Origin of the sequence: Cryobacterium sinapicolor (assembly GCF_004403465.1) — a bacterium.
Lineage (GTDB): Bacteria > Actinomycetota > Actinomycetes > Actinomycetales > Microbacteriaceae > Cryobacterium > Cryobacterium sinapicolor.
Genome location: NZ_SOGQ01000087.1, coordinates 1 through 20486, shown reverse-complemented (window position 1 = coordinate 20486; position 20486 = coordinate 1). Strand labels below are relative to the sequence as shown.

The window sequence follows — 20486 nt, the reverse complement described above, 5'->3', positions numbered from 1 at the left end:
CGCTCTTTAGGGTCGAAATATCCGAGATGTCTGCGTGCCCACAGGCCGCGCGGTATCTCCCTGCTTACTGGAGGAAAATTGAAAATCAGGAGACTGGGCATACCTGCCATCGCTCTGGCCGCCGCGGGAGCGCTCATGCTCTCCGGTTGTGCAGGCGGAGAAGCCACCCCGGCCGAGGGCGACTCCGCGGCGATCATCACGACGAACGGCTCCGAGCCGCAGAACCCGCTGATCCCCACGAACACCACGGAGACCGGTGGCGGCAAGATCGCCACCTCGATCTTCGCCGGACTCGTCTCGTACAACGCCAAGGGCGAGACCGAGAACGAGGTCGCCAAGTCGATCGAGTCCGACGACGCGCAGAACTGGACCGTCACGATCAACGACGGTTGGGAGTTCACCAACGGCGAGGCCGTCACGGCCGACTCCTTCGTGGATGCCTGGAACTTCGGCGCCAAGTTCAGTAACGCCCAGAGCGCCTCCTACTTCTTCGACAACATTGTCGGCTTCGACTATGAAGCCGACTCGGAGCTGACCGGACTGAAGGTCGTCGACGACTCCACCTTCACGGTCGAGCTGGCCTCTCCCGAGGCCGACTGGCCGCTGCGCCTCGGCTACACGGCGTTCATGCCGCTCCCGTCCGCCGCGTACGACGACATGGACGCCTTCGGCGAGAACCCGATCGGCAACGGCCCGTACATGCTGGACGGAGAGGGTGCCTGGGAGCACGAGGTCGGGATCGACCTCGTCACCAACCCTGACTACGAGGGCGTTCGCAAGCCCGCCAACGGCGGCCTGAACATCGTCTTCTACGCCTCGATGGACGCCGCCTACGCGGACGTCCAGGGTGGCAACCTCGACGTGCTCGACGCCGTCCCGGACGCCGCGTTCGAGTCCTACGAGTCGGACTTCCCGGAGCGTTTCGTGAACCAGCCGGCGGCCATCTTCCAGGGCTTCAACATGCCGTACTACCTCGAGCACTGGAGTGGTGAGGAAGGCAAGCTGCGCCGCGCCGCCATCTCGATGTCGATCGACCGCAAGGAAATCACGGACGTCATCTTCCAGGGCACCCGCACCCCCGCGACCGACTTCACCTCGCCGGTCATCGACGGTTACTCCGACTCCCTCAAGGGTGCCGAAGTCCTCGAATACAACCCCGAAGAGGCCAAGGCCAAGTGGGCCGAAGCTGACAAGATCGCGCCCTACACCGGCACGTTCGACCTCGCCTACAACTCCGACGGCGGCCACGCTGCCTGGGTCGACGCGGTCACCAACAGCATCAAGAACACGCTGGGCATCGAAGCCATCGGCAAGCCGTACCCGACGTTCGCCGCGGCGCTGGACGACCGTGCCGCCGACAAGCTGACCGGTGGAACCCGTGCCGGCTGGCAGGGCGACTACCCGTCGCTGTACAACTTCCTCGCCCCGCTGTACCAGACCGGTGCCGGCTCTAACTACGAGGACTACACCAGCCCCGAGTTCGACGCGCTGCTCAAGGAAGGCGCAGCAGCGTCCTCCGTCGAGGACGCCACCGCGAAGTACCAGGAAGCGCAGGAAGTCCTGCTCGCCGACCTTCCGACGATCCCGCTCTGGTACTCCAACGTGACCGGTGTCTGGTCCGAGTCGGTCGAGAACGTCGTGTTCGGCTGGGACTCCGTGCCGCTGTATTCCGACATCACCAAGAGCGAGTAATCTTCGTTCAATCCGTTCGACAGCAGTAAATGAATGACAAGTGTGGGGTCCGGGGCGTTCAGCCCCGGACCCCACACTGACTAGACTCAACCAGTGATTGTGAATCTCATGTACATACGTTCCGGTTTGGGGACCTGATGATCTGGTATACCGGCAAACGGCTGCTTCAGATGATCCCGGTGTTTTTCGGTGCAACGCTCCTGATCTATTTCATGGTGTTCTCCCTTCCCGGAGACCCGATCGCGGCACTGTACGGCGACCGTCCCCCCGCTCCGGGCGTGATCGACCAGATCCGCGCCCAGTACAACCTGGACAAGCCGTTCATCGTGCAGTACTTCATCTACATCGGCAACTTCTTCCAGGGTGACCTGGGCACCACGTACTCCGGCCGCCCGGTCAGCGACGTGATGGCGAAGGCATTCCCGATCACCGCCCGCCTGGCCCTGCTCGCGCTGGCCATCGAAGCGTTCTTCGGCATCCTCGTCGGCCTCATCGCCGGGCTTCGCAAGGGCAAGCTCTTCGACACCAGCGCCCTCGTGGTCAGCCTCCTCCTGATCAGCGTTCCCACGTTCGTGATCGGTTTCGTGCTGCAGTACGTCTTCGCGGTGAAGCTCGGCTGGGCACGCACGACGGTGAGCAGCGAGGCTCCCCTCAATGAACTGCTGCTGCCGGCGCTCGTGCTGGCCTCGGTCTCATTCGCCTACATCGTGCGGCTCACCCGAGCCAGCGTCTCCGACAACCTCAACGCGGACTTCGTGCGCACCGCCACCGCGAAGGGCCTATCCCGCCGTCGCGTCGTGGGTGTCCACGTGCTGCGCAACTCTCTGGTCCCCGTCGTGACCTTCCTCGGCGTCGACCTCGGCTCGCTCATGGTCGGTGCCATCGTCACCGAGGGCATCTTCAACATCAACGGCGTCGGCGGCACCGTCTACAAGGCGATCAAGCTCGGCGAAGGACCCACCGTGGTGTCGTTCATCGCGGTGATGGTCGTGATCTTCGTGCTGGCCAACCTGCTCGTCGACCTCCTCTACGCAGCTCTGGACCCGAGGATTCGCTATGCCAAATAAGAACCCGAACGCGCAGACGCACTACGTCGCCGCGCTGGAAGAGACCCCGGTCGAAACCGTCGACCGCCTCGACGAATCGCAGAAGGCCCGCAGCACCTGGGCGGATGCCTGGGACGCCATGCGCGTGCGGCCCAGCTTCTGGATCTCGTCGGCCCTGATCCTCCTGATCGTCATCGTCGCCCTGTTCCCGAGCCTGTTCGCCCAGGCCTCGCCCACCCAGTGCGACCTCGGCGACAGCCACGCGGGTCCGTCAGACGGACATCCGCTCGGATTCACCCGTCAGGGCTGTGACATCTACGCCCGGATCATCTTCGGCACGCAGGCCTCGGTCACCGTCGGCCTCCTCGCCACCATGCTGGTGACCTTCACGGGCATCGTCGTCGGCTCGCTCGCGGGCTACTACGGCGGCCTGCTCGACTCGATCGTCTCCCGCATCGGCGACATCTTCTTCGCCGTCCCCACCGTGCTGGGCGCCATCGTGCTCATGTCGGTGCTGCCGGAGCGCACCCCGGTCACCATCGCGCTGGTGCTGTCGCTCTTCGCGTGGCCCCAGATCGCGAGAATCATGCGCGGCGCGGTGCTTTCCGCCCGCAACTCGGATTACGTCACGGCATCCGTCGCCCTGGGCGTCAGCCGGTTCCGCATCCTTCTGCGGCACGTCGTGCCGAACTCGATCGCCCCCGTGATCGTGATCGCCACCGTCTCACTGGGCACGTTCATCGTGGCCGAGGCCACCCTGTCGTTCCTCGGCATCGGCCTCCCGCCGGGCATCATGAGCTGGGGTAACGACATCGATGCCGCGAAGAGCTCGCTGCGCACCAACCCCCAGGTGCTGCTGTACCCCGCGGCGGCACTGTCCGTGACCGTTCTCGCGTTCCTCATGCTGGGCGACGTCGTGCGCGACGCCCTCGACCCCGAAGCGAGGGCCCGCCGATGAGCCAGACCGTCATCGAACCCGTCAGCGAGAGCTCCGACGCCTCCACGGAGCCGCTGCTCCAGATCCGCGACCTCGAGGTCGGTTTCCAAACCCAGCACGGCGTCGTCCCCGCCGTGCGCGGGGTCAGCCTCACTCTCTACGCCGGCCAGACGCTGGCGATCGTGGGGGAGTCCGGTTCGGGCAAGACCACGACCGCGCAGGCCATCATCAAACTCCTCGCCGGCACCGGCACGATCACGGCCGGGCAGATCCTGTTCGAGGGCCGTGACCTCGCCGGGCTGTCGGACAAGCAGATGCAGGATGTGCGCGGTCGCCTGATCGGCTACGTGCCGCAGGACCCGATGAGCAACCTGAACCCCGTCTGGAACATCGGGTTCCAGGTCGAGGAAGCCATCAAGGCCAACAACGTGGCCCAGGGCAAGGCCGCCCGCCAGCGCACGATCCAGGTGCTGCAGGAGGCGGGCCTCAGCGACGCGGAAGACCGCCTCAAGCAGTTCCCGCACCAGTTCTCCGGCGGCATGCGCCAGCGCGTTCTGATCGGCATCGGCCTGTCCGCGCGGCCGAAGCTGCTGATCGCCGACGAGCCTACCTCGGCGCTCGACGTCACGGTGCAGCGCCAGATCCTGGACCACCTCGGCACCCTCACCCGCGACTACGGCACCTCGGTGCTGTTCATCACCCACGACCTCGGTCTCGCGGCCGAGCGGGCGGAACAGCTTGTCGTGATGTACAAGGGCAAGGTCGTCGAATCCGGGCCGTCGCAGGAGATCCTCGCCAACCCACAGCATCCCTACACCCAGCGTCTCGTGGCGGCCGCTCCGAGCCTCGCGTCCCGTCGCATCCAGTCGGCCAAGAACGACGACGCGGCCGGCGCGGAGATCTTCTCCGGCGGCTCGCTCGACACGACCCTCGTGGCCCGTGCGGCCGAGCGGGAGCCCGCGGCGGCAACGCAAGACCTGATCAAGGTGCAGAACATCTCCAAGCTGTACCGCATTCGCACCAAGGGACTGAAGTACAACGAACTGCTGGCCGTCAACGACGTGTCCTTCGCCATCAAGAAGGGCACCACCACGGCGCTCGTCGGCGAATCCGGTTCGGGCAAGTCCACCGTGGCCAAGCTCATCCTGCAGTTGGAGAGCATCACCAGCGGGCAGATCGAATTCGACGGCCAGGATGTCGCCGGGCTCAAGGGCGCGGCGCTGCTCAAGTTCCGGCGCCGCGTGCAGCCGGTCTTCCAGGACCCGTACGGTTCCCTGGACCCGCAGTACAACGTGGGCAATACGATCGCGGAGCCCCTGCTGGCGCACAAGATCGGCACTTCCGCGGATCGCCAGGCCCGGGTGCGCGAACTGCTCGACCAGGTCTCCCTGCCCTGGGCCACCCGGTACCGGTACCCCAGCGAACTGTCCGGCGGGCAGCGCCAGCGCATCGCCGTGGCGCGCGCCCTGGCCCTCAAGCCGGACGTGCTCGTGCTCGACGAGGCGGTCTCCGCCCTCGACGTGCTCGTGCAAGGGCAGATTCTGAACCTGCTCACCGAACTGCAGACGGACCTCGGACTGACCTACCTGTTCATCACGCACGACCTGGCGGTCGTGCGGCTGGTGGCCGACAATGTCTGCGTCATGCAGCAGGGCAGGATCGTCGAGACCGCGTCCACGGACGAGGTCTTCGACAGTCCTCGCGAGGCTTACACCCAGGAACTGCTCGCAGCCATCCCCGGCGGCAACTTCCAGTTTGGCCGCTGACCGGGTTCCGGCGGCCCGGGACGTTCTCCCCGGCCGCCGGAAACCCCGGCAGGCGCCCGTCCGGGAAGATCCTGCAGGCCAGGGCCGGACCCCGATCGCCGTGCGGGCACCGGCCTCCGTGGCTGTCTTTGTCGCCCTGGTTCTGCTCTGCGCCACGCTGTTGGCCGATGCCGTGCCGGGGCGCACCGTCCTCGGCCCGCACCTCGGCCCGGTCCTCGGTGGACGGCAAGGCCCTCGAGCTGTCCATCACCGTGCCGGCCGACACCCCCACGAACAAGCAGCGTGCCGTGCAGGTGCAGGCTGACCTCAAGGAGGTCGGCGTCACCGTCGAACTCAACGAGGTTCCCGCCGCGAAGTACTTCTCGGACTACATCATCCCGGGCGACTTCGGGATGACCAGCTTCTCCTGGGTCGGCACGCCGTGGCCGATCTCCTCGAGCGAAGCCTTGTTCTCCCCGGTCGACTCCGAGTCGGACTTCACCGGTATCACCGACGAGAAGCTCTCCGCCCTCTTCGATGAGGCCAACACGGAGCTCGAACCGGACAAGCGCATCGGCATCGCGAACGAGATCGACAAGGTGCTCGCCGCCTATGTGCCGATCATCCCGATCGCGCCGCTGCCGAACGTGTACGCCGTGAAGTCCGGACTCGTCAACTACGGCGCCACCCAGTTCGCAACGGTCGACTGGACCATCGTCGGCTGGAGGAAGTAGAACCGAAACAACCGCAACACAGCACGGACGACGGGACGGGGACTTCGGTTCCCGCCCCGTTTTTCGTGCCCTCGGAGCGGATCCGAGGGTCTCTCAGCCTCCGGACGGGGAGAGTGCGGTAGGATTATCCGTTGGGTCGGACTTTGACCACACACATCCATTCTTCGTCGCATGCGGTACTTTGCGGCATCCATTCTTCGTAAGGATTTACTTCATGGCGATTGCCACGCGCAATAACCTCCGAAATGTCGCGATCGTAGCCCACGTTGACCACGGCAAGACCACGCTGGTTGATGCGATGCTCCAGCAGACCAACTCGTTCGCTGAGCACGCACACACCGAAGAGCGCGCCATGGACTCGAACGAGCTCGAGCGCGAAAAGGGCATCACCATCCTCGCCAAGAACACGGCGATCTCCTACAAGGGCATGCACGCCACGGATGGCCCCATCACCATCAACGTCATCGACACTCCCGGCCACGCCGACTTCGGTGGCGAGGTCGAGCGCGGCCTGTCCATGGTCGACGGTGTTGTTCTTCTCGTCGACGCCAGCGAGGGCCCACTGCCGCAGACCCGCTTCGTGCTGCGCAAGGCGCTCGAGGCCCACCTGCCCGTCATCCTCCTGGTGAACAAGACCGACCGGCCCGATGCTCGCATCGACGAGGTCGTCGAGGAAAGCCAGGACCTGCTCCTCGGCCTCGCCAGCGACATGGCCGACGACGTGCCCGACCTCGACCTCGACCTGGTGCTCAACGTGCCGGTCGTCTACGCGTCCGGCCGCAACGGTTCTGCCAGCCTCAACCGTCCCGAGAACGGCCAACTGCCCGACAACGACGACCTCGAGCCCTTGTTCGCAGCGATCCTCGAGCACATCCCCGCGCCGGTCTACGATGACGAGCACCCGCTGCAGGCTTGGGTCACCAACCTCGACTCCTCGCCGTTCCTCGGCCGCCTCGCGCTGCTGCGCATCTTCCAGGGCACCATCAAGAAGGGCCAGACGGTCGCCTGGATCAAGCACGACGGCACCATCGCGAACGTGCGTGTCACCGAGCTCATGATCACCAAGGCACTCGACCGCTACCCGACCGAGAGCGCCGGCCCCGGCGACATCGTCGCCGTCGCCGGATTCGCCGACATCACCATCGGTGAGACCCTCGCCGACCCCGAGGACCCGCGCGCGCTGCCGACCATCACGGTCGACGACCCGGCCATCTCGATGACCATCGGTACCAACACCTCGCCGCTCATCGGCAAGGTCAAGGGCCACAAGCTCACCGCCCGCATGGTCAAGGACCGTCTCGACAAGGAGCTCGTCGGCAACGTCTCGCTCCGCGTCATCGACATCGGACGCCCGGATGCCTGGGAGGTTCAGGGCCGAGGCGAACTCGCCCTCGCCATCCTGGTCGAGCAGATGCGCCGCGAAGGCTTCGAGCTCACCGTCGGCAAGCCGCAGGTCGTCGTCAAGCGCGTCGACGGCAAGATCCACGAGCCGTACGAGCACCTCACCATCGACTCGCCGGAAGAGTACCTCGGTGCGATCACCCAGCTGCTCGCCGCCCGCAAGGGTCGCATGGAGAACATGGCGAACCACGGCACCGGTTGGGTCCGCATGGAGTTCATCGTTCCGTCGCGCGGCCTGATCGGATTCCGTACCGAGTTCCTCACGGACACTCGCGGCACCGGTATCGCCAACGCGATCTTCCACGGCTACGAGGCCTGGGCCGGCACGATCAACACCCGCACCAACGGCTCGATCGTCGCCGACCGGTCCGGCGTGGTCACGCCGTTCGCGATCATCGCCCTGCAGGAGCGTATGTCGTTCTTCGTCAACCCGACCGAAGAGGTCTACGAGGGCATGGTCATCGGCGAGAACTCCCGCGCCGACGACATGGACGTGAACATCACCAAGGAGAAGAAGCTGACCAATATGCGTCAGTCCACCTCCGACACGTTCGAGTCGATGACCCCGTCCAAGCAGCTCACGCTCGAGCAGTGCCTCGAGTTTGCTCGCGAGGACGAGTGCGTCGAGGTCACCCCGGCCGTCGTGCGCATCCGCAAGGTGGAGCTGGCCGCTTCGGCGCGTCAGCGCAACGTCTCCCGTCTGAAGAAGCAGGACGCGAACTAACCTTCGCTCCGCTCGGAGTTCGAAACCGCAGTGCGTGTGGTCATGGTTTTCCATGGTCATGCCCTGCGGTTTCGTGCGTTAACCCCGTGATTGATCCGGGCGGTGTGCCTGGCCGCGTGGCTGAGAACCAACTCGACGGAGATTCTGCCGCAAAACGACTGTTTGGGCTTGTTTGGGGCTGATTCAGGCAGAATCTCCGTCGAATTCGTTCGGGTCGGAGTCGCTGCGGTGCGGTCTCGGCCTCGAAGGCGACACCGTCAGAGCTCGGGCAGCAGCCGCGGAGGAATCAGGCGAAGAGGGCGGCTCCCACGTAGGAGCCGCGGGCGGCACCGGGCGGAACGGCGAACAGGGCCGACCCGACGTGGCGGATGTACTCGTTCAGCGCGTCGTGCCGGGCCAGGTTCAGTTGCACGGCGGTGAAGGTCTGCGGCGTGTTCTGGAAGCTGATGAAGAACAGTCCGGCATCGAGGCGGCCGAGCGCGTCGGTGCCGTCGACGAAGTTGTAGCCACGGCGCAGCATCCGTGCACCCGCGTTCTGGGCGGGGTGGGCCAGGCGCACGTGCGCGGCCGAGCCGATCAGCGGCAGGTCGGCCCGGCCGGTAAGGGCGAAGTCCGGCGCGGCGAACTCCGTGCCGCCCGATAGGGGGGAACCCTCGCCCTTGTTGCGACCGAAGACGGCCTCCTGCTCGCGCAGGTTGGTGCGGTCCCAGGTCTCGATGGTCATCCGGATGCGCCGCGCCACCAGGTAGGAACCGCCGGCCAGCCAGGCGGGCGCGTCTCCGGCGCCGACCCAAACGTGCTCGGCGGCGGCAGCCGACTCCTCGGCCTTGATGTTGGATGTGCCGTCCTTGAAACCGAAGAGGTTGCGCGGGGTGGCCTGGGCCCGGCTGGTCGAGGAGGTGCGCCCGAACCCCAGCTGGGACCAGCGGATGGCCGCGCGACCGAAGGCGATCCGGGACAGGTTGCGGATAGCGTGCACGGCCACCTGCGGGTCGGCGGCGCAAGCCTGGATGCAGAGATCGCCTCCGCTCCACCCCGGCTCGAGCATGTCCCCGGGGAAGTGCGGCAGCTCGGCCAGCTCGGTCGGACGTCGGGCCCGGATGCCGAACCGGTCGACGCCGACGGTATCCTCGAACAGGCTCGGGCCGAACCCGAACGTGATCGTCAGTCCGGACGTCGGCAGGCCGAGCGCCTCGCCGGTGTCCTCCGGGGGTGCGTCGTAGGGGCCGCTGACGGCCCCGAAATCGCCGATATCGCGCCCCGCGGCCAGGGCGGCGGCGGCCACGGTCCAATCCCGGAGCAGCGCGATCAGCCCGGCCCGGGTGGTACCCGCCGAGACGTCGAAGGCCGCGAAGTGCAGGCGGTCCTGCGCCGGGGTCAGGATGCCGGCCTGGTGCTCCTGATAGAACGGGTACACGGCCGTGGCGGGTGCGGACGCCGAGGCTGCCGCAACGGCGATCGCCGCCCGGTCGCCGCCCACCCCGAGGCCGAGCCCGGCGACGCCCGCGCCGGCCAGTCCGAGGAGTCCGCGGCGCGACAGGCCGCGAGCCGGCTGTTCGCCGGTCACCTCTTCCCCGGTCATCTGCTTCCCGGCCACCGGTTCCTCGGTCATTCAGAGCACCAGCGCCGCAGTGAGCCGGTTCAGCGGTTCGCCGAGGGCGTTCACCTGATCGGCGAGGGCCTTGATCTCGGCGTCGCTCAGGTCCGTGTAGAGGGTGAAGCCGTCACCGACGCGCTCGGCGTCGAGCAGGGCCTGCAGCTCGGCAAACTCGGTGTCGAGGCTCTCGGCGAGGGCGGCATCCTTGTCGACCAGGATGTCCCGCACTCCCGCGTAGAGCACCGCGGCACCGTCGATGTTCGCCTGGAAATCCCAGAGGTCGGTGTGCGACCAGAACTCCTCCTCGCCGGTGACCTTGCCGGTGGCGACCTCGTCGAGCAGGCCGATCGCGCCGTTGGTCTGCTGCGACAGCGTGAAGGAGAGGGTCTGCACCTTCACGTTCAGGGTCGCGGTGTCGGCGACCAGGAGGTCGGCGAGGCGCCCGCGCTCCTCGGCCGGGTAGGCGGCGAAGCCGGCCTCGGCGCCGGCAGGCCAGAGGTCCTTCTCGATCGCGTGCCAGCCGGTCCAGTCCTGGCCCTCTTCGAGGTCGGCTTCGCGCAGGTCGAGCTGCGGGTCGAGGTCACCGAACGACTCGGCCACCGTCTCCACCCGCTCCCAGTGCGCGCGGGTCGGCGCATAGAGGCCGCGGGCGGTGTCGAGGTCGCCGGCCACGTAAGCGGCCGCGAACGCGTCGGTTCCGGTGACCAGCTGGGCAACCTGGTCGCGCACATACGAGGCGTAGTTGACGTTGGCTGTCTCGATCTGCGCCTCGAGGCCCTCGTCGACCGTGACCTCCTGACCGGACGCGGTGACCGTGAAGCCGGCCGTGCCGATCCCGTCGCCGGTCATGCCGGGCTTGCAGGCGGTGACGTATTCGCCCTCGGCCAGCTGCACGACCAGGTCGCGGGTGAGTCCCGGACCGATATTCTCGGCCTCACCGACGATGCGCAGGCCGTCGTCGGCGAGCAAGTAGAACTCGGTGACCTGGTCGCCCGAGTTGGTGATGCTGAAGCTGAGGTTGCCGGCCGGGGCCTCCCGGGCGGAGACGGTGCAGGCATCCGCGCTGCTGTCGACCGTGAGCGACGCGCCGGTGGAACCGGCCGGGGCGTTGGCGACGCAGCCGGTGAGGGCGAGCAGGCCGAACGCGGAAACGGCGGCGAGGGGGAGAAGGCGGGCGCGCATGAGTGTCCTTAGCAGGTGAGGTGCGGTTCGGGAGGTTGGTGCTCGGTCAGCCGGGGACCGCCGCGATCGCGATCTGGCGCTCGGGTGCGGCGGTGCCGGTTGTGCTGGTGGGGCGGCCCTGCCGGCTCTTCAGGATGAAGAGGGTCAACGCGGGCAGCAGATAGGCCAGCCAGGCGGCCAGCTCGATCCAGGTGGTGGCGGGGGGAGAAGTTGAGGGTGCCCTTCAGCAGGGTGCCGTACCAGCTGTCCGGGGGGATCACAGCGCTGACTTTCTGGTTCAAACGGTAGAGGTTTGGTTAGGCTTACCTTACTGCTTTACTCTAGCTTCGGTTCCGCGACCGTGTCCAGCTATCATTCATGCGTGGGTGTCCGCCCGTCCCAACTCCGTGGAGCTCAGCAATGGTCATGTCCGGCAGCGCAGAACGAGTCGTTTTCGTGAACGACCGGCCCGGCCTGGAATCACTCCTGACCGGCGGAACCATCGCCCGGCTTCGGTCGGACGGCGCCGAGGTCATCGTTCTCTTCGGCTCCGCGTCCGCAGGTTTCCCCTCCGCAGGTTCCCTTTCCGCAGCAGACTCCGACGTGCGCGCGGCCATGGCGGCGCTCGACGTGAGCGACTGGCGGATGCTGCCCGCCGCATCCGGGGCGCAGTCACTGGCCGAGGCCGTCGCCGACGTGCTCGACGAGGTGCAGGCCACCGCGGTCGTGCTCGGCGCGGCCGACGACACCCTGCGCACGGCGGCCGCCGGGGCCGCCGGCAGCCTGAATGTGCCGGTCTTCGAACATCGCCGGGTGACGGATGCCGTGGGCCGGCTTCTGGTCGCGATCGACGTGAGCGGCCAGGTCGACCAGAAGCTGCGTGCGATCGCCGCCTACCCGCGCCTGTGGAGCGTCACCGGCCACGCCGTCAAGGCGGTCGGGCCGGTCGGGTCGGTCGGGCGGGTCGGGCGGGTCGGGCCGGTCGGGCCGGTCGAGCTCCCGGTCACGATCGGCGGAACCGAGACGTTCCTTCGCCTGTCCCCGGAGCACGCTCCCGACGCCCAGGCGGCCCCGGGACCGCTCAACCGCGGCCTGGCCGCGGTCGTCGCCCTCCTGACCGGGGTCGTCTTCGGCGTGCTCGGCACCATCGCGCACCAGGCCACCGTCTCGATCGGGTCGGTGACGGTCCCGATCGGGCTGATCCTGGCCCTGTCCGGTATCACGGCGCTTCTGGTGGGACTTCGATTGGTGCTGGGCGGTCGCATGGCCGTCCTGTCCTCCGCAATCGGCCTCCTCGGCACGATCTTCATCCTGTCGCTGCGCAGCACCGGCGGCTCGGTCCTGGTCCCCGAGGGAATTCCGGGCCTGCTCTGGACCGTCGTTCCGACCCTGGTGGCCACGATCGTGCTGGCCTGGCCGCGAATCCCGGCCCGTCCGGGTTCGGCATAGACTGGATATTCGCTCGTGAAGGGAGCCCTCCAACGTGACATACGTCATTGCCTTGCCGTGCGTCGATGTGAAGGACCGCGCCTGCGTCGACGAATGTCCGGTCGATTGCATCTACGAGGGTGACCGCTCGCTCTACATCCACCCCGATGAATGCGTCGACTGCGGTGCCTGCGAACCGGTCTGCCCGGTCGAGGCCATCTACTACGAAGACGACGTGCCCGAGCAGTGGGCCGAGTACTACAAGGCCAACGTCGAGTTCTTCGACGACATCGGGTCGCCCGGCGGCGCCGCCAAGGTCGGCGTGATCCACAAGGACCACCCGATCATCTCCGTGCTGCCTCCCCAGGGCTGATTCAGACGTGCTGAAGCCGCTGCCCGACTACCCCTGGGACCAGATGGTCCCCTTCGCGGCCCGGGCGCGAGCGCACTCCGGCGGCATCGTCGACCTGTCGATCGGATCGCCGGTCGACCCGACGCCCGAGGTCATCCGCCAGGCGCTGGCCCACGCCACCGACGCCCACTCCTACCCGCAGACCGCCGGAACGCCGGAGCTGCAGCGGGCGATCATCGACTGGTACGAGCGACGGCGCGGCGTGACCGGCCTCACCGAGAAGAACGTGCTGCCGACCATCGGGTCGAAGGAAATGGTCGCCCTGCTGCCCTTCATGCTCGGGTGCGGCGAGGGTGACACCATCGTGCACCCGCTCGCCGCGTACCCGACGTACAGCATCGGCGCGGCCATGGCCGGAGCGGATGCCCTCGCCGCCGACGACCCCGCCGACTGGCCCGAGACGACGAAGCTGGTCTGGCTGAACAGTCCGGGCAACCCGGATGGCCGGGTCCTGTCGGTCGACGAGCTGCGGGCGGCCGTTGCGCGCGCCCGGGAACTCGGCGCGGTGATCGTCTCCGACGAGTGCTATGCCGAGCTCGGATGGACCCACGGGTGGGACACCCGGCCGACCCCCAGCATCCTGGACCCCCGCGTGATCGGGCAGGACCGGCACAATGTGCTCGCGCTCTACTCCCTGAGCAAGCAGTCCAACATGGCCGGTTACCGGGGCGCGTTCGCGGCCGGCTGCGCGGACCTGCTCGCCCGGGTGCTGACCGTGCGCAAGCACGCCGGCCTGATGCTGCCGGCGCCGCTGCAGGCCGCCATGGTGGCCGCGCTCGGCGACGATGCGCACGTGACGGTGCAGCGTCGGCGGTATCAGGCGCGCCGCGAGGTGCTGCTGCCTGCGCTGGTGGCGGCGGGTTTCCGCATCACCCGCAGCGAGGCCGGGCTCTACCTCTGGGCGACCGAAGGACGACCGGCCTGGGAATCGATCGGGCGGCTCGCCGGACTGGGCATCTTGGCCGGCCCCGGTCCGTTCTATGGCGACGGCTACCCGCAACACGTGCGCTTCTCGCTCACCGCCACGGACGAACGCATCGCCGCGGCTGCTGATCGGTTGCACGCCGGTCAGTAGTCCATATTCACGAATTGTCAACGCTCTCCAATGGAGCGGGGGCATTCTTGTCGAATGCAACAGTAGGCGGCTGCGCCCATTAGGCTGTATCAGCGTTGACGTCTCCAGACACACCGGTGTGCTGTGGCCATTCGCCACAGACGGTCAGCCACCAGACGGTTAGGTAGTGATATCAGTGACACTCAGTCAGACCCAGGGAGCCGCCGTGAGCGACATCGCCGAGCGAACGCCATCCATCGAACCCAAGCAGGCGACACTGTCGTTTCCCGGCGGATCCGCCGACTTCCCGATCGTGCGCGGCACGGCCGGCGCCTCCGGCATCGACATCTCGACGCTGACCCGCAAATCGGGTCTGGTCACCCTCGATTCCGGGTTCGTGAACACCGCCGCCACGCGGTCGGCGATCACGTTCATCGACGGCGAGAAAGGCATCCTGCGCTATCGGGGCTATCCGATCGAGCAGATCGCCCAGAACTCCAACTTCCTCGAGACCGCCTGGCTGCTGATCTACGGCGCGCTGCCCAGCGCGAGCGAACTCGAGGCCTTCGACACGCGCATCCGTCGTCACACCCTGCTGCACGAAGACCTGCGGCGCCTCTTCGACGTGCTGCCGTACAACGCGCACCCGATGGCCGTGCTCTCCGCCGGCACCTCGGCGCTGGCCGCGTACTACCAGGACGCACTCGACCCCAACGACCCGGAGCAGGTTGAGCTCGCCACCGTGCACCTGCTCTCCAAGCTGCCCGTCATGGCGGCCTACGCCTACAAGAAGAGCATCGGCCAGGCGTTCCTGTACCCCGACAACTCGCTCGGCTACGTGGACAACTTCCTGCGGCTGATCTTCGGCACCCTGGCCGAGCCCTACGAAGTGAACCCGGTCGTCAGTAAGGCCCTCGAACGTTTGCTGATGCTGCACGAGGACCACGAGCAGAATGCGTCCACCTCGACCGTTCGCCTGGTCGGCTCCACCGAGGCGAACCTGTTCGCGTCGGTCTCCGCGGGCATCAACGCGCTCTCCGGGCCGCTGCACGGCGGCGCCAACGAGGCAGTGCTCAAGATGCTCGGCGAGATCAAGGCATCCGGCGAGGGCGTCGAGAAGTTCGTCGAACGGGTCAAGAACAAGGAACAGGGCGTGCGCCTGATGGGCTTCGGCCACCGGGTGTACAAGAACTACGACCCGCGGGCGACCCTGGTCAAGGAGAGCGCCGACGAGGTGCTCGCCGCCCTGGGCGTCAAGGACGACCTGCTCGACATCGCCAAGGAACTCGAGCACATCGCCCTCAATGACGACTATTTCCGGGAGCGCAAGCTCTACCCGAACGTGGACTTCTACACCGGCGTCATCTACAAGGCGATGGGCTTCCCGACGAGCATGTTCACGGTGCTCTTCGCGATCGGCCGTCTGCCCGGCTGGGTGGCGCACTGGCGTGAGATGAACGAGGACCCGACGACCAAGATCGGTCGCCCACAGCAGCTCTACATCGGATCCCCGGCCCGCGACTTCCCGCACCGCTAGCCTGAACGCGGCGTGGCGCGGTGCCGCTGCGCTGGGTGCCGTGCCGCTGGGTTTCGCTTTCGCTGGGTGTCGCGCCGCTTGCCCCAGAAGTCTCCGTCGAACCAATTCGACGGAGATTTTGCCGGAAGAGCCGCTTTCGGGGCCGTTTAAGGTGTTGACAGCGAAAATCTCCGTCGAATTCGTCAGGGGGGCGAGGGGCAAGCGGAGCGGCGTGTGCAGGGGCATCCGTTGCGACCTAAAACCGGACAATTTTGCGGCTCACCGTGTTTTCAGGCGGGTTGGTCGGCGTGTCGCGAAAATCTCCTGGGTTACGGTGCGGTCGGTGCGGTCGGTGCGGTCGGTGCGGTCGGTGCGCGGCGACGGATGCGGGGTACCCGGATCAGGCGTGCAGCTGGGCGTTCAGCACAATGCCGGTGCCGCTGCGCTGCAGCACCTCGACCGCACCCGAAACCGAGTTGCGGCGGAACAGCAGGTTCGCGACCCCGGAGAGTTCGACCGCTTTCACCGACGGGATCCTGCCGTCGGCCGTACGCGGCTGACCCGGCAACAGAACCTTGGTGCCGGCGGTCACGTAGAGCCCCGCCTCGACGACGCTGTCGGCCCCGATGGAGATGCCCACCCCCGAATTGGCGCCGAGCAGCGCTCGTTCGCCGATCGACACCCGTTCGGTGCCGCCGCCGGAGAGCGTGCCCATGATGGAGGCACCACCGCCGATGTCGGCGCCGTCACCCACGACCACGCCCTGGGAGATCCGCCCCTCGACCATGGAGGTGCCGAGCGTACCGGCGTTGAAGTTGACGAAACCCTCGTGCATCACCGTGGTGCCGGGGGAGAGGTGGGCCCCCAGGCGCACCCGTGAGGCGTCCGCGATCCGCACCCGATCGGGCGTGACGTAGTTCAGCAGCGGTGGGAACTTGTCGATCCCGGTCGCCTGGATGCCGTGGCGCTGCAGGGCCGGCCGCAGCCGGGTGAAATCGGCGGGCAGCATCGGGCCGGCGTTGGTCCAGACCACGGCCGGCAGGTAGCCGAAGATGCCGTCGAGGTTGAGGGTGTTCGGGCGCACCAGCAGGTGCGAAAGCAGGTGGAGGCGCAGGTAGGCATCCGACGTTCCGGCCGGCGCCGCGGTGAGGTCGATCTCGACCGTGACGGCCTCGATCCGCACCTGGCGCCTCGGGTCCTCCCCGGCGAATTCCTCGAGCTCGGACGGCACGATCCAGCGGTCGCGGCCGGCCGGCAGGGTGCCGAGCCGGGGTGCCGGGAACCAGGTGTCCAGCACCGTGCCGTCGCCGGCGACGGTGGCGAGGCCGTAGCCCCAGGCGTTCGAGGGGGAAACGGATGTCGGGGGCACGGCGGTGATCATGCCTCTAGGTTAGTAGAGTGCCCCAAAACGCCGTGAACCTAGACCTCTCCGCGACCTCGATCGAGCTAACCCGCGCACTCTGCGACATCGAGTCGGTCTCCGGTGACGAGACCGCCATCGCCGACGCGGTCGAACGCGCTCTCGCCGGGTTCCCGCACCTCGAAATCATCCGTGACGGCGACACCGTCGTGGCCCGCACCAATCTCGGCCGGGCCCAACGTGTGATCATCGCCGGCCACCTCGACACGGTCCCGGTGAACCGCAACCTGCCGACGCGGTTCGAGACCGTCGACGGCGTCGACTACCTCTGGGGCCGCGGCACGGTCGACATGAAGGCCGGCGTGGCCGTGCAGCTCAAGCTGGCCGCCGAACTGACCGCACCCATCGTCGACGTGACGTGGATGTGGTACGACCACGAGGAGGTATCCGACGACCTCAACGGCCTCGGCCGCCTCGCCCGCAACCGTCCCGACCTCTTCGAGGGCGACTTCGCCATCCTCGGCGAGCCCACCAACAGCCAGGTCGAGGGTGGCTGCAACGGCAACGTGCGAGTGGAGGTCCGCACTTTCGGGCTGCGCGCCCACTCCGCCCGCAGCTGGGTCGGCGACAACGCCATCCACAAGATCGGGCCCGTCATCGACATCCTGGCTGCCTACGGGCCGCGGCAGGTCGAGGTCGAGGGCCTCGTCTACCGTGAGGGCCTCAACGCCGTCGGTATCGTTGGCGGCATCGCCGGCAACGTCATCCCCGACGAGTGCATGGTGCACGTGAATTATCGTTTCGCCCCGAGTCGCACCTCGGCGGAGGCCGTCCTGCACCTGGAAGACCTCTTCGCGGGCTACGAGATCACTATCGTGGACCGGGCCGAGGGCGCCCGGCCAGGCCTGGACGCACCGTTGGCCTTGCAATTCCTGACGGCGGTCGGCGGTAAGGCCAAGCCCAAATACGGCTGGACGGATGTCGCACGGTTCTCCGCGCTCGGCATCCCCGCCGTCAACTACGGCCCCGGCGACCCGCTGAAAGCCCACGCCGACGATGAGCGCGTCGCCCTGGCGCAGATCACGGACTGCGAGGACGGCCTCCGCGCGTGGCTGAGCACAAGCGTCGGGTAGCCCCGGCACCGCTCAGTGGCGCAGTCGGCGGCCCGGCCGGCAGCCGCTCCTACTGGTGGGCCCGGCTTCTGCTCGTGCCGTGGTGGACCCTGGTCACCCTGATCTGGGCCGCGTCCCGGATCGTCACCACGGCCCTGGTGCTGCTGCTCGCCAACGTTCAGGGTGCCAACCCCTGGACTGGCGCATCGCCAGGTTATGCGGAGTTCGCGAACATGTGGGACGCCCGCTGGTACAACATCGTCGCCGTCACCGGCTACCCTTCGGTGCTGCCGCTGACCGCCGGTGGGGAGATCGCCGAGAACGCGTGGGCCTTCATGCCGGGGTACCCGGTGGTCGTGCGCCTGCTGATGGCACTCAGCGGCGCTCCGTGGGCACCCGTGGCCGTGGTCGTGTCCCTGGCCGCCAGTCTGGGCGCCGCCCTGCTCTTCTACAGGCTGATGCGCACGGTGCAGCCGCACACTGTGGCCCTGTTCGCCGTGGTGCTCTTCTGCGTGGCCCCGCTGTCGCCCGTGCTCCAGTTCGGCTACGCCGAGTCGCTGTACCTCTTCCTGCTCATCCTGGCGCTCCTCCTGCTGCTCGAGCGGCGGTATGTGCTGCTGTTCCCGGTGATCGCCGTGATGGCGCTGACCCGGCCGAGCGGCCTGGCCTTTGCGCTCGCGCTGGGGCTGCACTGCGTGCACCGCTGGATCGCCCGGGCGAGAGACCCCTTCCCGGTGAGAGAACGGATGCTGGCGGCATCCGTGGTTGTGTTCAGCGGCATCTCCGGACTGGCCTGGCCGGCCATTGCCTGGATCATTACCGGGTCGATTACGGCCTACACCGACACAGAGTTGGCTTGGCGATCGGCCTACATCGGCTACCAGGAGCTCGTTCCGTTCACCGCCTGGTTCCAGGGCGGCGTCTGGTGGCTCGGGATGCCGCTCGGCATCGTCGTCGTCTCGGTGCTGATCCTGGCCTTCGGCCTGACCCTGTTCCTCCCGGCCGTTCGCCGGCTGGGCGTCGACCTGCGCTTCTGGCTGGCCGGCTACGGTCTCTACCTGCTGGCGGTCTTCTTCCCGCAGTCGAGCACCTTCCGCCTGCTGATGCCGATGTTTCCGCTGCTCGGAGCCGTGGCCCAACCGCGGAGCACGCTGTACCGGGTGGGGATGGTGCTGCTGTTCATTGCCGGCCAGTGGGGCTGGCTCCTGCTGTGCTGGGGGGTCGACGGAGCGGACTGGACACCTCCCTAATTACAGTCTCAGCGCGCAATGGCAGATAATAGAAGTTCAGACGAATGAATGGAAGGGGAGTTCATGGCGGCCATGAAGCCAAGGACCGGAGACGGGCCAATGGAGGCTGTAAAAGAGGGGCGCCTCATCATCGTGCGTGTTCCGCTCGAAGGTGGAGGCCGACTTGTCGTCTCTGTGAACGACGCTGAAGCCAAAGAGCTTCACGATGCCCTCGCCGGCGTAGTCCAGCCGACCGTATAGTTCCAGAACGGCCGCGCAGCTCAGGCTGCGCGGCCGTTTTTTTGTGCACGGGGATGCGCGTTCGACGGAGATTCGTCGCGCTGTCCGCCGCCGGAGGGTGAGCTTAGCGAAACCCGGCGGGCCAGCCTGCAACCCCGCCCCAGGTGGTTGAGCCTGTCGAAACCCGGCGACTCTATCGCTAAACCCGCCCCCCGATGGTTGAGCCTGTCGAAACCCGGCGACTCTATCGCTAAACCCGCCCCCCGATGGTTGAGCCTGTCGAAACCCGGCGACCCGGTCTCCGAGCCCGGCCACGGACCCCCGGCCGAACGAATTCGACGGAGATTTTGCTCAAACCCCGCCCAGAACATCCGTTTCGGCTCGAAATTGGTAAAATCTCCGTCGAATTCGTTCGAGGGCCGGGCGCCTGTCGATTTCAGCGACGGATGAACGTGGTAGTTCTAGCCCACGGGCCCACGCCGAACAAATCAGTTTCGATACATCATCAAAAGTCTTGACACTAGATTAGAACACGTTTACTATAGTGGTATGGCAGGAGCCCCCACTCCGCACCACCCCACCACCTCACCGCAGGCGGTGGCTTCCAACGTGCAACTGCCCCTCGTGTTACAGCCCCTCGTGCAACAGCCCCTCGTGCAACGACTGCAGCAGGCGCGTGATCTGGCCGCGTCCGTGCTTGATTCGGTCGCCTTCTCTCTTTTGAGTGAGGCGGAGGCGATGGCGGTGCTCGGCACGGTGGAAGACCTCGGCCGTAGGGTCGATGCTNTGGAAGACCTCGGCCGTAGGGTCGATGCTGCCAGGGTTGCATCCGCTGCCGACATTGCGGTGCGGTCTCGGCGCATCCTGGGCCACGAGTCCCTCGCGTATAAGAACGGGGCGACCAATGGAACGGACCTGATCACCCGCCTGACCCGTGTTTCCTCGCGGGAGGCGAACCGGCGGGTGCGCCTGGGCGAGAATGTCACCCTGCGTCTGGCCGGCACCAGCATGCTGCCGCCGTATTACCCGGCCGTGGCGGCTGCCCTCACCGCCGGTTCGCTTGGTGTGGACGCGGCGGAGCACATCGTCACTGCCCTC

At 67.1% G+C, this 20486-nt stretch carries 16 protein-coding genes; 13 read left to right on the top strand and 3 right to left on the bottom strand.

Features of this window, described 5'->3' with window-relative positions; all coding sequences use genetic code 11:
* Nucleotides 1-78: 78 nt before the first annotated feature.
* From E3T28_RS15670 to typA, 6 genes are all read left to right on the top strand, one after another.
* A complete protein-coding gene (locus E3T28_RS15670) occupies nt 79-1692 on the top strand; it encodes a peptide ABC transporter substrate-binding protein (protein WP_134433031.1) in 1614 nt (537 codons plus the stop codon).
* Nucleotides 1693-1829: 137 nt separating this feature from the next.
* A complete protein-coding gene (locus tag E3T28_RS15665) occupies nt 1830-2759 on the top strand; it encodes an ABC transporter permease (protein ID WP_134433029.1) in 930 nt (309 codons plus the stop codon).
* Nucleotides 2749-3696: an ABC transporter permease gene (locus tag E3T28_RS15660; RefSeq protein ID WP_134433027.1), complete on the top strand. Its 948-nt coding sequence runs from the start codon at nt 2749-2751 to the stop codon at nt 3694-3696. Before E3T28_RS15665 ends, E3T28_RS15660 begins: the two co-directional genes overlap by 11 nt.
* Nucleotides 3693-5441 carry a dipeptide ABC transporter ATP-binding protein gene (locus tag E3T28_RS15655; protein ID WP_134433025.1) on the top strand — a complete coding sequence of 583 codons (1749 nt, stop codon included), beginning with the start codon at nt 3693-3695 and terminating at the stop codon, nt 5439-5441. The genes E3T28_RS15660 and E3T28_RS15655 overlap by 4 nt, the downstream gene beginning before the upstream one ends.
* A gap of 167 nt (nt 5442-5608) precedes the next feature.
* Complete coding sequence (locus tag E3T28_RS15650) at nt 5609-6154, top strand: ABC transporter substrate-binding protein (protein WP_134433023.1); 546 nt, start codon at nt 5609-5611, stop codon at nt 6152-6154.
* 214 nt (nt 6155-6368) lie between these two features.
* Nucleotides 6369-8279 carry a translational GTPase TypA gene (gene typA / locus E3T28_RS15645; protein WP_134433021.1) on the top strand — a complete coding sequence of 637 codons (1911 nt, stop codon included), beginning with the start codon at nt 6369-6371 and terminating at the stop codon, nt 8277-8279.
* A 286-nt stretch (nt 8280-8565) separates the two neighbouring features.
* Here typA and efeB read toward each other — a convergent pair whose 3' ends face one another.
* Entirely contained in the window at nt 8566-9891 is a 1326-nt protein-coding gene (efeB, locus tag E3T28_RS15640; protein WP_134433019.1) for an iron uptake transporter deferrochelatase/peroxidase subunit, read from the bottom strand.
* Complete coding sequence (gene efeO, locus E3T28_RS15635; RefSeq protein ID WP_134433017.1) at nt 9892-11058, bottom strand: iron uptake system protein EfeO; 1167 nt, start codon at nt 11056-11058, stop codon at nt 9892-9894.
* Between the two features lie 405 nt (nt 11059-11463).
* On the opposite strand from efeO, the gene E3T28_RS15625 reads away from it, so the two are divergent.
* The 4 genes from E3T28_RS15625 (at nt 11464) to E3T28_RS15610 (ending at nt 15468) form a co-directional block, all read left to right on the top strand.
* Nucleotides 11464-12486, top strand: coding sequence for a PIG-L deacetylase family protein (locus E3T28_RS15625; protein WP_134433015.1), 1023 nt, complete (start codon nt 11464-11466; stop codon nt 12484-12486).
* 34 nt (nt 12487-12520) lie between these two features.
* Entirely contained in the window at nt 12521-12838 is a 318-nt protein-coding gene (gene fdxA / locus E3T28_RS15620; protein ID WP_134433013.1) for a ferredoxin, read from the top strand.
* A 7-nt stretch (nt 12839-12845) separates the two neighbouring features.
* Complete coding sequence (gene dapC, locus E3T28_RS15615; RefSeq protein WP_277613375.1) at nt 12846-13952, top strand: succinyldiaminopimelate transaminase; 1107 nt, start codon at nt 12846-12848, stop codon at nt 13950-13952.
* Between the two features lie 205 nt (nt 13953-14157).
* Complete coding sequence (locus E3T28_RS15610; RefSeq protein ID WP_166787065.1) at nt 14158-15468, top strand: citrate synthase; 1311 nt, start codon at nt 14158-14160, stop codon at nt 15466-15468.
* Nucleotides 15469-15847: 379 nt separating this feature from the next.
* On the opposite strand, the gene dapD is transcribed toward E3T28_RS15610, so the two are convergent.
* A complete protein-coding gene (gene dapD / locus E3T28_RS15605) occupies nt 15848-16828 on the bottom strand; it encodes a 2,3,4,5-tetrahydropyridine-2,6-dicarboxylate N-succinyltransferase (RefSeq protein WP_134433011.1) in 981 nt (326 codons plus the stop codon).
* A 32-nt stretch (nt 16829-16860) separates the two neighbouring features.
* Between dapD and dapE the strand changes: the two genes are divergently transcribed.
* From dapE to E3T28_RS15590, 3 genes are all read left to right on the top strand, one after another.
* On the top strand, nt 16861-17940 hold the full coding sequence (dapE, locus tag E3T28_RS15600; RefSeq protein ID WP_420898276.1) for a succinyl-diaminopimelate desuccinylase: 1080 nt from the start codon (nt 16861-16863) through the stop codon (nt 17938-17940).
* Nucleotides 17916-19169 carry a hypothetical protein gene (locus tag E3T28_RS15595; RefSeq protein WP_241979393.1) on the top strand — a complete coding sequence of 418 codons (1254 nt, stop codon included), beginning with the start codon at nt 17916-17918 and terminating at the stop codon, nt 19167-19169. The genes dapE and E3T28_RS15595 overlap by 25 nt, the downstream gene beginning before the upstream one ends.
* 63 nt (nt 19170-19232) lie before the next feature.
* Complete coding sequence (locus E3T28_RS15590; protein ID WP_104099180.1) at nt 19233-19409, top strand: DUF3117 domain-containing protein; 177 nt, start codon at nt 19233-19235, stop codon at nt 19407-19409.
* The last annotated feature ends 1077 nt before the right edge of the window (nt 19410-20486 follow it).